Genomic DNA, 12,721 nt, shown 5'->3' on the forward strand with positions numbered 1-12,721 from the left:
AGCGCGCCGCCGCCCCCGCCCTCCTACAGCAGCCGTCCGAGGCCGCGCCCCCGCCGGCGCCGCAACTCCCGCCCCCGCCCCCCGCGGCGCAAGAAGCGGCGGTCGATCCGATGGCGCCCCGCCGCGACGCGCCCATCTTCCGCCTTCAGCGCCCCGACGGGACCACGACCGGCGCGCCCCAGGCCGGCGCGGCCGCCAGTGGCCAGAACGCGCGCTATTACTCGGTCCACCGTCAGGCCGGCCATGAGCCCGACGCGATCCGCACGCCGGCTCCGGTCTATCTGGACGCCCTGCCCGTGCAGATGGCCCAGACGCCGACCTCGACCGACCTGGCCCAGCCGGACGCGCCGCCGACCCTGCTGCGCGGAACGGACGGCAAGGTCCGCGCCCTGCCCCAGACCGAGGCCGACGAGCTGCCATGAGCGACACGATCCCGGTCGCCTATCCGACCGTCGAAGGGTCCCGCCTGCCGCATCTGATCGCGCTGGCCGAGGAATCCTCCAGCGAGAAGCGGCGCGAACTGCTGCGCGAGCTGACCAACCATTTCTTCGGGGAGCCGCCGGTCCAGAGCGCAAGGGAGACCGATCTGTACGGCTCGGTCCTGGCACGGCTGTCGGACGAGATGGAGACGGCGGTTCGGGCCGAACTGGCCGCCCGTTTCGCCGACGCGCCCAACGCCCCTCACCGCCTGATCCAGCGCCTGGCCAACGACGAGGCCGAGGTCGCCGACGCCGTGCTGCGGCGTTCGCCGGTGCTGACCGACACCGACCTGATCGGCGTCGTCGGCGCCCGGGGCCAGGCCCATATCCGCGCCGTCTCCGGCCGCGCCGAGGTGTCTGAAGCCCTGTCCGACGCCATCGTGGCGCATGGCGACGACGAAACGCTGGGCGCCCTGCTGCGCAACGACGGCGCCCGGCTGTCGCGCGCGGCGTCCGAGACCGCCGTGGAGCGCGCCAAGGCCAATCCGGCGCTGCACGCCGCGACGGTGGAGCGCACGAGCCTGCCCGCCGACCTGCTGAACGAGATGTATTTCGTCGTCGAGGCTCGGCTGCGCCAGCACATCCTGGAACAGAACGCCCGCATGGATCCCGATCTGCTGGAGGCGGCCCTGGCCGCCGGCCGCACGCGGGTCGCCACCGACGACGGCGCCCTGCCGTCGGACTACGCCGAGAGCGTCGCCTATGTGAGCGAGCTGCGCGCCGCCGGCCAGCTGACGCCCCAGGTCCTGGCTCGCTTCCTGCGCGCCAACGGCCGCACGCCTTTCCTGGTCGCCCTGTCGCAACTGGCGGACGTCGACTTCCACACCGCGCGCCGGATCGTGGAGCGCAAGGAGCTGGACGCCCTGGCCGTCATCTGCAAGGCGGCGGACATGGACCGGGCCATCTTCCTGACCTACGCCGTCGTGGTGCTGGGGTCCGAGGACAACCCGATGGGCAAGGCCGGCGCCTACGGCCGCATGTACGGCGAGCTCAGCCGCGAGGCCGCCCTGCGCACCCTGCGCTTCTGGCGCATGCGCCGCGGCGCCCAGGCGGCGGCCTGAGCCGAACCGAACGCCTCTCCCTCCCCCCGAGGTGAGGGAGACATCAAAGCAAAACGCCCGCCTCCTTGCGGAAGCGGGCGCTCTCACACCGGAATCTTCCGGCTTATTTCTTCGCGCGGGTCGCGGCGCGGGCGGGTTTGCGGCCGCCTTGGCCCAGGCCCATCTGCTTGGCCAGTTCCGAACGGGCCTTGGCGTAGTTCGGCGCGACCATCGGATAGTCCTTGGGCAGGCCCCACTTGGCGCGATAGTCTTCCGGGCTCATGTCGTACTTGGTGCGAAGGTGGCGCTTCAGCGACTTGAACTTGCGGCCGTCTTCCAGGCAGATCAGGAAGTCCGGAGCGATCGACTTGCGGATCGGCACCGCCGGCTCCTTGGGTTCGGGCTCAGGCTCGACCGGACCGGTGGAGACGCCCGACAGCGCGGCGTGGATGCTGGAGATCAGCGAGGGCAGAGCCTCGGCGGACACGGTGTTGTTGCCGACATAGGCCGACACGATGTCAGCGGTCATCTCGAGAAGCTCGGGCTTTTCTTCCATTCGTCCAGTCTCTTCATTGCATGACATGTTCGACCGGCCGCCCCTGCCGAACTTCTTGGCGGTGATTAGGGTTGTTTGCGCACAAATGCAATCGAGCGACCGCACAAAGGCGTCATCGACGGACGGGCTGCTGACGATAAGCGGTCGGAAATCGCGCTAACCTTACCGGTTCAAGTCTTCGCCCAGGATCATCATCGCGGCCCATTCAGGGGCGGAATATTCGTCGACCGCATCCTCCTCGCCTTCGCGTATGGCGCGCATCAGGTCTGGCGTCAGGGCCGAGGACAAAGACCAGTTCCAGTATCGAAGCACGGTCTGGGCCCGGTCGACCGCCAGCATCTCATAGGTGATCTGCACCCGCTCCCAGTCCGGATGCGCCGCGCCGTCGGCCAGCCGCTCGGGCCGGCGCATCGAACGCCACAGATGATGCAGATCCCCGCGCGACAGGCCCGTGGCCTTGCAAAGTATGGCCAGCGGCTCGCCGCCGGGGTCGCCCAGGATCTTGGCGCCGGTCAGCGGCTTGATCCCCGCCAGATAGGCGATCTCGGTCGCCGTCTGACGCGACAGGCCGTCGCGCGCGGCGACGCCGACCGCCTGCTCCAGGTCGTCGAAGGGGCTCTTGGCGATCGCGGCGCGGTTGCGCTGACGGCGTTCGATGAACTGCAGCGCCTTGCGGGCCACGGGGTCGGCCCAGTCCTCTGCGGCGGCCATGGCGAAGACGTCCTCGGACACCTCCTGCATGACCTCGCGGGACACCGCGAACCGCTGCAGAATGGTGCGCCGGTCCTCCGGGCCGCACCACCAGAACATCACATAGGCGCCGGCGGGACGCAGTTCGGGACGCTTGAGCAGCGGTCCGCACAGCCCCGGATGCTGTCGTGTCAGTCCCACCACGGCCTCGACCCCGACCTGGGACAGCCGCGCCGTGGCGTTGCGCAGCACCGCCTCGATCACCTCCATCTCCCCGAAGCTGAACAGGGTCTCGGTGACGATCTCGGACAGGCCCCGGCGTGAGGCCATCATCAAACGGTGCTCGGGTCCGGCGTCGCGGGCGCAGCCGATCAGGTCGGCGTCGCTCAGCGAGGCGCATTGTTCGATCAGCAGCCCGGCGATGTGCGGCTCGTCGCGCATCAGCAGCCGCCCGACGCTGTTGGGCAGTTCGGCCAGCGGCGCCAGCCGCGCGGCGACGCGGCGGCGCTCCTCGGGCGTGGCCAGGCGCAGCATCTCGACCAGAAGATCGCCGGTGACGGCGCGCTCGAAGGCGTTGACGCGGCTGGAGGGCAGCGAAACCACGTCGGCCAGCCGCTTGAGCAACGCCTGACGCGCCTTGAGCGGCGGGGCGCCCGCCGTCTCTTCGCCGAACAGGGCCAAGGCTTCGTTCATCCCATCCAAACCTAAGGGCGAACGGTTAACCGGGAATGAGGCCTAGAGCCCCTCGAACAGGGCCGTCGACAGATAGCGTTCGGCGAAGGAGGGGATGACGACGACGATGGTCTTGCCGGCGTTCTCCTCGCGCGCCGCCAGTCGGAAGGCGGCGGTCAGGGCCGCGCCCGAACTGATGCCGACGGGTATGCCCTCGGCGCGCGCCACCTTGCGCGCCATGTCGAAGCTTTCGTCGTTGGAGACCTGCTCGACCCCGTCGACCACGGCCGGATCGTAGATGGCGGGCACGAAGCCGGCGCCGATTCCCTGAATCTTGTGCGGGCCGGGCGCGCCGCCCGACAGCACCGGCGAAGCCTCGGGCTCCACGGCGATCATCCGCAGGGACGGCTTTCGCGCCTTAAGCGCCTGACCGACGCCGCTGATGGTGCCGCCGGTGCCGACGCCGGCGACGACGATGTCCACCGCGCCGGCGGTGTCGTTCCAGATCTCCTCGGCCGTGGTGGCCTTGTGGATGGCGGGGTTGGCCAGGTTCTCGAATTGCGACGGGCTGACGGAGTTGGGCGTGGAGTCCAGCAGCTCCTGGGCCCGGGCGATGGCGCCCTTCATCCCCTTCTCGGCGGGGGTCAGCTCCAGCTGGGCGCCCAGCAGGGCCAGCATCTTGCGGCGCTCGATCGACATGCTCTCGGGCATGCACAGGATCAGCTTCAGCCCCTTGGCGGCGGCGACGAAGGCCAGGGCGATGCCGGTGTTGCCGCTGGTCGGTTCGATCAAAACCGTGTCGGCGTTGATCCTGCCCGCGTCTTCCAGCGCCTCGACCATGGCGACGCCGATCCGATCCTTGACCGAGGCGATCGGGTTGAAGAACTCCAGCTTGGCCAGCACCGTGGCCTTGGCGCCGTATTCGGCCGACAGTTTGGGCAGCCGCACGATCGGGGTGTCGCCGATGGTGTCCACGATCGAGTCATAGACCTTGCCGCGCCCCTTCTTCAGGTGGCGTGAGGCGTCGTAGCTGAAGTCGGACATGGGGGCTCTCCAGGGAATCTGTCGGCGGTCTATACAGATAAGTCGTCGCGGCGACGCGCAAGGGGCGCCTTTCGACGATTTCTGCGTTGCTCTTTCAGCAGCGCTGTCTTCGACTATATGTCGGCGCCCCGACCACACAGGCTCGACACGTCCTTGGCCAACACCCCTTCCGCCGCGCCCTCGGGCCTGACGCCCGAAATCGCCGAGCTGATCGAACAGGTCGAAAAGGACGCCGAGAGCGAAACCCGCCCGCAGATGGACACGCCGACGCCGCCGAAGGTGGAGCCTTCGCCCGCGCCGGAGACGCGCTCGACGCAGGACGAACTGGCCTATCGCCTGAAGCAGCAGTCGCTGCTGGCGCGTTTCGGCGAGGTGGCGCTGCGCGAACGCGACCGCCAGGCCCTGCTGGAGGCCGCCTGCGAGGCCTGCGCCGAGGGACTTGAGACGCCCTACTCGAAGATCCTGGTCCACGACCAAGAGGCCGACCGGCTGGTGCTGGTCGCCGGCGTCGGCTGGCGCACGGCGGTCGAGGGCGTCACCTCGCTGAGCGTCGAGCTGGATTCGCCCGCCGGCTACGCCTTCAAGACCGGCAAGCCGCTGATCTCCAACCACCTGGAGATCGAGGAGCGCTTTTCGACTCCGCGCCTGCTGGCCGAGCACGGCGTGCGGCGCGCCATCAACGTGCTGATCCGGCCCGAGGTCGACGGCGCGCCCTGGGGCGTGCTGGAGGTCGACAGTCCCGCCGAAGGCCAGTTCGATCCGCGCGACGCCCTGTTCCTGGACGCCTTCGCCGCCGTCGTCGGCGCCGCCATCTCGCGCCAGGACACCGAGCAGCGGCTGGTCGCCGCCATCGAGCATCAGGCGCTGCTGACGCGCGAGGTCAGCCACCGGGTCAAGAACAGCCTTTCTCTGGTCTCCAGCCTGCTGGCCATGCAGGCGCGCGGCGCGGCCAGCGACGACATCCGCAGCGCCCTGACCGACGCGGGGGCCCGCATCCAGGCCATCGGCCAGGTCCACGACCAGCTGTGGCGCGGCGCCGACGTGCAGAGCGTGGTCCTGTCGGACTTCCTGTGCCAGCTGTGCGAGGCGATCGACACCGGCAGCGCGGTCCACACCGTGCATTGCCACGCCGACGCCGCGCCCCTGCCCGCCGACATCGCCATCCCCCTGGGCCTGATCGTCAACGAGATGGTCACCAACGCCCTGAAGTACGCCTATGGCCCCGAGGGCGGCGAGGTGCGGGTCGAGGGACGCGTCGCCGACGGCCGCCTGACCCTGGTCGTCGCCGATTACGGCCGCGGCTTCGACCTGGAGGCGGCCCGCAGCGACCGCAGCCTGGGCATGCGTGTGATCGACAGCCTGGTGCGTCAGGTCGGCGGCGCGCTGGAGAACCGGCCCGAAGGCGCCGGCGCGCGGCTGGTCCTGACCTGCCCGGCGGCGCTCTAGAGCCCGGCGGCGGGGCCGTCCGGCTCGTCGGGCTCGCCGTCGGCGTCCTTGTCGGTGAAATGCTCGGTCGGGCCCATGGGCCGCAGCAGCAGGGCCAGCAGGCCCATCCCGATCAGGATGACCAGCACGCCTTCGGCGACGCCCACGGTCAGGCCCCGCCCAGGCGGGAGACGATCTCCGGATCGGCTTCGGAGGCGGCGACCTCGGCCTCGAAGGCCCGTTCGGCCTCGTCCAGAGAGGCGAAGCCGCGCGGTTCGGCCAGACGCAGGATGCTGACTTCATAGACCACGGCGTCGCCGGACGCGTCGGCCTGCAGCAAGGCGCCAGCGCGGGCGTGAAGGATTCGGGCGTCGCTCATCGGAGCCTCCGTTCGTTCCATGAAAGACGCAACGCACAGAGGCGGCGAACGGCGCCGAAAGACCCTTAGAACTCCTCCCACTCGTCGGCGGGGCGGACCGGGGCCGCGCCGCCCGAGGCGAACCGCTGCAGACGCGCCCGCTCGCGCGCCAGGGAGATGGGGGCCTCGCTCCGGGTCGCCGGCGCCGGGGCGCGCGCCGCGCCCGTCTCGAACCGGCCGACCAGGGCCGCCAGCTGGTCCGCCTCGGTCTTCAGATTGGCGGCTGCGGCGGTGGTCTCCTCGACCATGGCCGCGTTCTGCTGGGTGACCTGGTCCATCTGGTTGACGGCCGAGTTCACCTGGCTGAGGCCCGTCGCCTGTTCCTGGGCCGAGGCGGCGATCTCGCCGACCAGGGCGTCCATTTCGGTGACCTTGGCGATGATGGCCTCCAGCGCGGCTCCGGTCTGGTCGACCAGGCGGACGCCGTCCGCCACGGCGGCCGTCGACGTCGAGATCAGCCCCTTGATCTCCTTGGCCGCCTCGGCCGAGCGCTGGGCCAGGGCCCGGACCTCTGAGGCCACCACGGCGAAGCCGCGGCCGGCCTCGCCCGCCCGGGCCGCCTCGACCCCGGCGTTCAGCGCCAGCAGATTGGTCTGGAAGGCGATCTCGTCGATCACGCCGATGATCTCGCCGATCTGGTTCGAGTTCTTGCGGATGTCGCCCATGGCGGCGACGGCCTGGCGCACGACTTCTCCGGAGCGGTCGGCTTCGGACCGCGCCCCGGCCGCCGCGGCGGAGGCCTGGCGCGCCCCGTCGGCGCTGCGGTTCACGGTGGCGGTGATCTGGTCCAGGGCGGCGGCGGTCTGCTCCAGGCTGGCCGCCTGCTGTTCGGTGCGGCGCGACAGGTCGTCCGAGGCGCCGGAAATCTCTTCGGCGCCGCCGCGCAGGCCGGACACCGCCTCCAGCACCTGGCCCAGCGCCTGGCGCAGGCTCTCGACGGCGTTGTTGTAGTCGTCCTTCACCCGCTGGTGGGCGCCGTCCAGCGGCTGATCGATCCGCGCGGTCAGGTCGCCGGCGGACAGGCGCGCCAGGCTGGCGCCCAGGGCCTCGACCAGGGCGCTCTGGGCCTGCTCGGCGGCCACCCGCTGGGCCTCGCGACGCGCGGCCTCCTGCTCGGCCTCGGTGATGTCGACCGCCAGCTTGATGACCTTCACCGGCCGGCCGTCGGGACCGAAGACGGGGTTGTAGGATGCCTGCAGCCAGACCTCGTGGCCGCCCTTGGCCAGGCGGCGGAACTTGCGGGCCAGGAAGCGCCCCTCGTTCAACTCGCGCCAGAAGGCCGCGTATTCGGGCGATGCGGCGTCGGCCGGATCCATGAACTGGCGATGATGCGCGCCTTTGATCTCGTCCAGACTGTAGCCCATGGTGGAGAGCAGGTTCTGGTTGGCGTCGATGATGGTCCCGTCGAGGTTGAACTCGATCACCGCCTGGGACCGGCCGATGGCGGCCATCTTGGCGTCGAGGTCGGCCAGCCGGCCCTCCCCCTGGTTCGGTGCGCGGCGCTTTGCGAACATCCCGGGCTCCCCTCCCATGACGTATCGACAGCCAATGTCACACCGAATGGTTGCCAAACCATTGCTCGCATAAGTTGTTGATCCAACGAACTTCCCACGCAATGGATGCATTGGAAGTTGCAGATCGCGGGAAGCTTCGCCGCCGATTTCACGCGTCGTTAACCATGATGCCCCAAACCGTTAACGGCTGTTCTGGGGTCTTCATTGCGCAATCTCGTCGCCGCCGTCGAAGCGATCGACCCGCTGGTCGTGACCGGCAAGGTCGCCGGCGTGAACGGCCTGCTGATCGAGTCGCGCGGCGGGCTCAGTCGACTGGCCGTCGGCGCGCGGGCCGAGATCGGGCGCCGCGGCCACGCGCCCCTGCCCGCCGAGGTCGTGGGCTTTCGCGACTCCAAGGCGCTGCTGATGCCGTTCGGCCCGGTCGAGGGCGTGGCGCCGGGCGCAGACATCCGGATCATCGACACCGCCGCCAGCGTGCGCCCGACGACGGCCTGGCTGGGACGGATCATCGACGCCTTCGGCCAGCCCATCGACGGCAAGGGGCCGCTGCCGCAGGGGCCGGCGCCCTATCCGCTGAAGGCCCCGCCGCCCCCGGCCCATTCCCGCGGCCGGGTCGGCGAACGCCTGGATCTGGGCGTGCGGGCCATGGATGTCTTCACCACCACCTGCCGGGGCCAGCGCCTGGGCATCTTCGCCGGATCGGGCGTCGGCAAGTCGGTGCTGCTGTCGATGCTGGCCAAACAGGCCAGTTGCGACGTCGTGGTCGTCGGCCTGATCGGCGAGCGCGGGCGGGAAGTGCGTGAGTTCGTGGAGGAGACGCTGGGCGAAGAGGGCCTGCGCCGCGCCGTCGTCGTGGTCGCGACCTCGGACGAGCCGGCGCTGAAGCGGCGCCAGTCCGCCTATATGACCATGGCCATCGCCGAATATTTCCGCGACCAGGACCTGGAGGTCCTGTGCCTGATGGACTCGGTGACCCGCTTCGCCATGGCCCAGCGCGAGATCGGCCTGGCGGCGGGCGAACCGCCGACGACCAAGGGCTATACGCCCACGGTGTTCACCGAACTGCCCAAGCTGCTGGAGCGCGCCGGACCGGGGCCGACCCGGCCGGACGGCACGACGGCGGCGCCGATCACCGCCCTGTTCACCGTGCTGGTCGACGGCGGCGACCATGACGAGCCGATCGCCGACGCCGTGCGCGGTATTCTGGACGGCCACATCGTCATGGACCGCAAGATCGCCGAACGGGGACGCTTCCCCGCCATCGACGTGCTGAAGTCGGTCAGCCGCACCCTGCCTGGCTGCCAGACGCCGCCCGAGCGCGAGCTGAACAAGCGCGCCCGCCAGTGCCTGAGCGCCTACGCCAACATGGAAGAGCTGATCAAGATCGGCGCCTATCGCACCGGCGCCGACCCCATCGTCGACCGCGCCATCGCGCTGAACCCGGCGCTGGAGGATTTCCTGGGACAGGACAAGGACGACGTCACGCGTCTTACCGATTCCTTTACCCGGCTGGAGCACATCCTCAACCAAGGCATGATCAGGGAGTAAGTAGATATGACCGCCTGGGCCCAATCCCTGATCCGCATCTCCAACTATGAGGTCGAGACGCTGCAGAAGCGCCTGGCCGAGATCGCCGAACGCCGCGGCGGCGCCGAGATGAAGCTGGCCGTGCTGGACGCCGAGGCCGAGAGCGAACGCGCCCGCGCCCGCGCCGACGCCGAGGCCGGCATGATGCTGCAGGCCTATCTGGCCGGCTGGAAGAGCCGCAAGGCCGCCGCCGAAGGCGCCCTCGAAATGCTGGAGGCCGAAGAGGCCGGCGCCCGCGACGCCCTGGCGGGAGCCTTCGAGGAACTGAAGAAGTTCGAGCACGTGGCCGAGACGACGCGGCTGAACCGGCTGATCGAGCTGGCCAAGCGCGAGACGGCCGCTTTCGACGAAATGGGCCTGAGAAGGCGTGCGGTGTAGGCGCACGACCTCGCCCTCCCCCGCAGGGCGCGGGAGCAGCCCCGTGATCGACCGCCGCGCCTTTCTGGCTGCGCCCCTAGCCCTCGCCGCCTGCGACCGGTTCGCCGCTGCCGAGCCAGCGCCGGTCTCCATCCGCCCGCTGAAATCCGCCTGTCCCGCCCCGTTCGGCGCGGCGGTGAAGGCCTATCTGCTGGACGATCCCGACTGGGTCGCCCTGGCGCGCACGCACGTCTCCCAGCTGACGCCGGAGTGGGAGATGAAGATGGAGTACATCCTGGCCGATGGCCTGGGCCGCCCCAACTTCGACCGGTCCGATCGCATCGCCGCCTTCGCCGCCGCCAACGGCATGGCGCTGCACGGGCATGCGCTGATCTGGTACGCCCAGGGCGAAGACGCCTTCTCCGGGCTGGACGGCGCCGCCTTCGACCGCGCCTTCGACGGCTATATCGCCCAGGTCGCCGGCCGGTATCGCGGCAAGGCGCGCGGCTGGGACGTGGTCAACGAACCGATCCTGGACGACGGCTCGGGGATGCGCGACTGCCACTGGTCCGCCCGCTACGGCCATGACGGATACATCCTGCGGGCCTTCGAGAAGGCGCGGGAGGCGGATCCCGAGGCGATCCTGTTCCTGAACGAATACAATCAGGAGAGCATACCGGCCAAGGGCGCGCAGTTCCTGCGGCTGGTCGAACGGCTGCTGAAGGCGGGGTGTCCGGTGCAGGGGCTGGGCCTGCAGTCCCACCTGTGGATCGACGTCGAGGAGGGGGCCATCGCCCGCTTCATGCGCGAGGTCGCGGGGTTCGGCCTGCCGATCCATGTCTCCGAACTGGACTGCACCCTGCGCACCGAGAAGCGGCTGGACCTGCGCGACCAGGCGACCCGCATCGCCCTGCAAAGCGCGCGGGTGACCGAACTGGCCGAAGCCTTCGCCGCCCTGCCGCAGGCGCAGCGCTACGCCTTCACCGTCTGGGGCCTGCGGGACACCGACAGCTGGTATCGCCAGAAGGACAAGGACGACGGCAAGGACAAGCCCCTGCCCTTCGACAGCTTCGGCCGGCCGAACGCCATGGCGGGGGCGCTGACCCGCGGGTTCGGGGCGTAGAATTGAAAACGCCCGCCGTTTCCGGCGGGCGTTCAGAACTTGGATCCGAACGGGATCAGGCGGCGACGCTGCCGGCGCCTTCGGCCGGGTCGCGCAAGACGTAGCCGCGGCCCCAGACGGTTTCGATGTAGTGCTTGCCGTGAGCGGCGGTGGCCAGCTTCTTGCGGAGCTTGCAGATGAAGACGTCGATGATCTTCAGCTCGGGCTCGTCCATGCCGCCGTACAGGTGGTTCAGGAACATTTCCTTGGTCAGGGTCGTGCCCTTGCGGAGCGAGAGCAGCTCCAGCATCTGATATTCCTTGCCGGTCAGGTGCACGCGGTGGCCGTTCACCTCGACCGTCTTGGCGTCCAGGTTCACCGCGATGTCGCCGGTGTGGATGATCGCTTGGGCGTGGCCCTTGGAGCGACGGACCACGGCGTGGGTGCGCGCGATCAGTTCGTCCTTGTGGAACGGCTTGGTCAGATAGTCGTCGGCGCCGCCGCCGAAGGTCTTGACCTTGGTCTCGATCTCGTGGCTGCCCGACAGGATCATGACCGGCGTGTTGATCTTGCCGACGCGCAGCTGACGCAGAACCTCCAGGCCGCTCATGTCCGGCAGGTTCAGGTCCAGCAGGATCAGGTCGTAGTCATAGATCTTGCCCAGATCGATGCCTTCTTCGCCGAGATCGGTCGTGTAGACGTTGAAGCCTTCCGACTTCAGCATCAGCTCGATGCTCTGGGCCGTCGCATGATCGTCTTCAATCAGCAGGACGCGCATTCATGCCCCTCCAGGCAAAGCTAAGCGGTAACCACCCATGCCAACGGCTGGGTAACCTTGTTCGCAAGTTAAGAGGTGAAAACCTTAAGAAGGGTTAACGCCCGACCTCTGGCAGCGAATCTAGGCTGATTTGCGAATCGCCGTCGAGAGTCCGGAGTCAACGATTCGAAATTTATTAACCATGTCGCGTCCGCCCCGCCGCGATCGGGAGGCGCAAGGCCCGCAATCGCACGAGAGCAACCCCAGGTCACACAAGGCTCCACGTCCGATATTGACGCGAGATAGGACGATTTTCCTATCTCGCTCGCCACGGCGACTATGGTGGCGGCGTTGAAGTTCGTGACGGAGGGCGTTTCACATGGAGGATTACAGGGTGCCGGTGGCCGAGGACGACCGGATCAAGGCGGGCGTGGCCATTCATCTGGTCGCGGCGCGCACGGGCACGCGGCCGGATCGGATGACCGCCGGCGGCCGGCTGGACCCGCGCACGTCCAAGGCGCGCTGGCTGGCCATGTATCTGTCGCACGTCGCCTTCGGCTGGTCGCTGGAGCGGGTCGGCCATGTGTTCGGGCTGAACCGGGCGACGGCCGGCGCCGCCTGCCGCTGGGCCGAGGACGCGCGAGACGCCCTGGTGATCGACGATCTGCTGACCGAGCTGGAGGGCTGCATCCAGGCGCTCTACCAGGCGCCGCGCTGCGAGCTGGCGCAATGAGCCGGGCGGTGGAGCGCGCCCGCAGCCTTCTGGCGCGGCCCGGCGCCTGGCTGGCGACGGAGGGGGACGGCTATGGCCTGAGGCTGGGCCCCGATCGGCGCTCGCGCATCAACCTGAGTTTGAACGAGACCGAGTTCCGCGCCCTGGTGCAGCGTCCCGGCCTGCGCGCCCGGCCCGAGGGCGGCTGGACCATGCGACCCGCGAACGAGGCCGCCGACGCGCCGGAGCCGGGCCGGCCCGGCGTGATCGAGGGTCACCGCGACGTCATCCAGGCCGACGGGCGGCTGGTCGCCCACCCGGCCAATCTGGGCGAAAGCCCGATCGCCTGGCTGGCGCGGCGCAAGGAC

General features: G+C 69.5%; 13 protein-coding genes and 2 pseudogenes. 8 read left to right on the top strand and 7 right to left on the bottom strand.

The genetic code is table 11. From position 1 onward, the window contains the following. Positions 1 to 422 (top strand): annotated as a pseudogene (locus ACE3PU_RS13650) (hypothetical protein); the annotation flags it as partial. Continuing rightward, positions 419 to 1,540 (top strand): DUF2336 domain-containing protein, encoded by a 1,122-nt coding sequence (locus ACE3PU_RS13655; protein WP_374390649.1) that lies wholly within the window; start codon positions 419 to 421, stop codon positions 1,538 to 1,540. The pseudogene ACE3PU_RS13650 and the gene ACE3PU_RS13655, both read left to right, overlap by 4 nt. A gap of 103 nt (positions 1,541 to 1,643) precedes the next feature. On the opposite strand, the gene ACE3PU_RS13660 is transcribed toward ACE3PU_RS13655, so the two are convergent. The 3 genes from ACE3PU_RS13660 to cysK form a co-directional block, all read right to left on the bottom strand. Further along, entirely contained in the window at positions 1,644 to 2,075 is a 432-nt protein-coding gene (locus ACE3PU_RS13660) for a MucR family transcriptional regulator (protein WP_374390650.1), read from the bottom strand. Positions 2,076 to 2,237: 162 nt separating this feature from the next. Next, the gene (locus ACE3PU_RS13665; protein ID WP_374390651.1) at positions 2,238 to 3,458 is read right to left on the bottom strand and encodes a DUF2336 domain-containing protein; all 1,221 of its coding nucleotides are present in this window, start codon (positions 3,456 to 3,458) and stop codon (positions 2,238 to 2,240) included. Positions 3,459 to 3,500: 42 nt separating this feature from the next. Then, positions 3,501 to 4,481: a cysteine synthase A gene (cysK, locus tag ACE3PU_RS13670; protein ID WP_374390652.1), complete on the bottom strand. Its 981-nt coding sequence runs from the start codon at positions 4,479 to 4,481 to the stop codon at positions 3,501 to 3,503. Positions 4,482 to 4,634: 153 nt separating this feature from the next. Here cysK and ACE3PU_RS13675 point away from each other — a divergent pair, with 153 nt between their 5' ends. Continuing rightward, positions 4,635 to 5,927, top strand: a complete 1,293-nt coding sequence (locus ACE3PU_RS13675; protein ID WP_374390653.1) for a sensor histidine kinase — start codon at positions 4,635 to 4,637, stop codon at positions 5,925 to 5,927. On the opposite strand, the gene ACE3PU_RS13680 is transcribed toward ACE3PU_RS13675, so the two are convergent. The 3 genes from ACE3PU_RS13680 to ACE3PU_RS13690 form a co-directional block, all read right to left on the bottom strand. Further along, positions 5,924 to 6,073, bottom strand: coding sequence for a hypothetical protein (locus ACE3PU_RS13680; RefSeq protein WP_374390654.1), 150 nt, complete (start codon positions 6,071 to 6,073; stop codon positions 5,924 to 5,926). The genes ACE3PU_RS13675 and ACE3PU_RS13680 overlap by 4 nt on opposite strands. A 2-nt stretch (positions 6,074 to 6,075) precedes the next feature. Then, positions 6,076 to 6,285, bottom strand: coding sequence for a hypothetical protein (locus ACE3PU_RS13685; RefSeq protein WP_374390655.1), 210 nt, complete (start codon positions 6,283 to 6,285; stop codon positions 6,076 to 6,078). A 65-nt stretch (positions 6,286 to 6,350) separates the two neighbouring features. Then, positions 6,351 to 7,838, bottom strand: coding sequence for a PAS domain-containing methyl-accepting chemotaxis protein (locus ACE3PU_RS13690; RefSeq protein WP_374390656.1), 1,488 nt, complete (start codon positions 7,836 to 7,838; stop codon positions 6,351 to 6,353). A 204-nt stretch (positions 7,839 to 8,042) separates the two neighbouring features. Between ACE3PU_RS13690 and fliI the strand changes: the two genes are divergently transcribed. Genes fliI through ACE3PU_RS13705 form a run of 3 tightly spaced genes read left to right on the top strand, consistent with a single transcriptional unit; the run spans position 8,043 to position 10,905 of the window. After that, entirely contained in the window at positions 8,043 to 9,386 is a 1,344-nt protein-coding gene (gene fliI / locus ACE3PU_RS13695) for a flagellar protein export ATPase FliI (protein ID WP_374390657.1), read from the top strand. A 6-nt stretch (positions 9,387 to 9,392) separates the two neighbouring features. Then, positions 9,393 to 9,803: a flagellar FliJ family protein gene (locus tag ACE3PU_RS13700; RefSeq protein WP_374390658.1), complete on the top strand. Its 411-nt coding sequence runs from the start codon at positions 9,393 to 9,395 to the stop codon at positions 9,801 to 9,803. Positions 9,804 to 9,846: 43 nt separating this feature from the next. Further along, positions 9,847 to 10,905: an endo-1,4-beta-xylanase gene (locus ACE3PU_RS13705; protein WP_374390659.1), complete on the top strand. Its 1,059-nt coding sequence runs from the start codon at positions 9,847 to 9,849 to the stop codon at positions 10,903 to 10,905. A gap of 55 nt (positions 10,906 to 10,960) precedes the next feature. Here the strand turns inward: ACE3PU_RS13705 and ctrA are convergent, their stop codons facing one another. Further along, the gene (ctrA, locus tag ACE3PU_RS13710; protein WP_374390660.1) at positions 10,961 to 11,662 is read right to left on the bottom strand and encodes a response regulator transcription factor CtrA; all 702 of its coding nucleotides are present in this window, start codon (positions 11,660 to 11,662) and stop codon (positions 10,961 to 10,963) included. A gap of 358 nt (positions 11,663 to 12,020) precedes the next feature. Here ctrA and ACE3PU_RS13715 point away from each other — a divergent pair, with 358 nt between their 5' ends. Both ACE3PU_RS13715 and ACE3PU_RS13720 read left to right on the top strand, forming a co-directional pair. Beyond that, a complete protein-coding gene (locus ACE3PU_RS13715; protein WP_374390661.1) occupies positions 12,021 to 12,374 on the top strand; it encodes a chromosomal replication initiator DnaA in 354 nt (117 codons plus the stop codon). After that, a pseudogene (locus ACE3PU_RS13720) lies at positions 12,371 to 12,721 on the top strand (hypothetical protein); the annotation flags it as partial. The gene ACE3PU_RS13715 and the pseudogene ACE3PU_RS13720, both read left to right, overlap by 4 nt.

Origin of the sequence: Brevundimonas sp. (assembly GCF_041911375.1) — a bacterium.
Lineage (GTDB): Bacteria > Pseudomonadota > Alphaproteobacteria > Caulobacterales > Caulobacteraceae > Brevundimonas.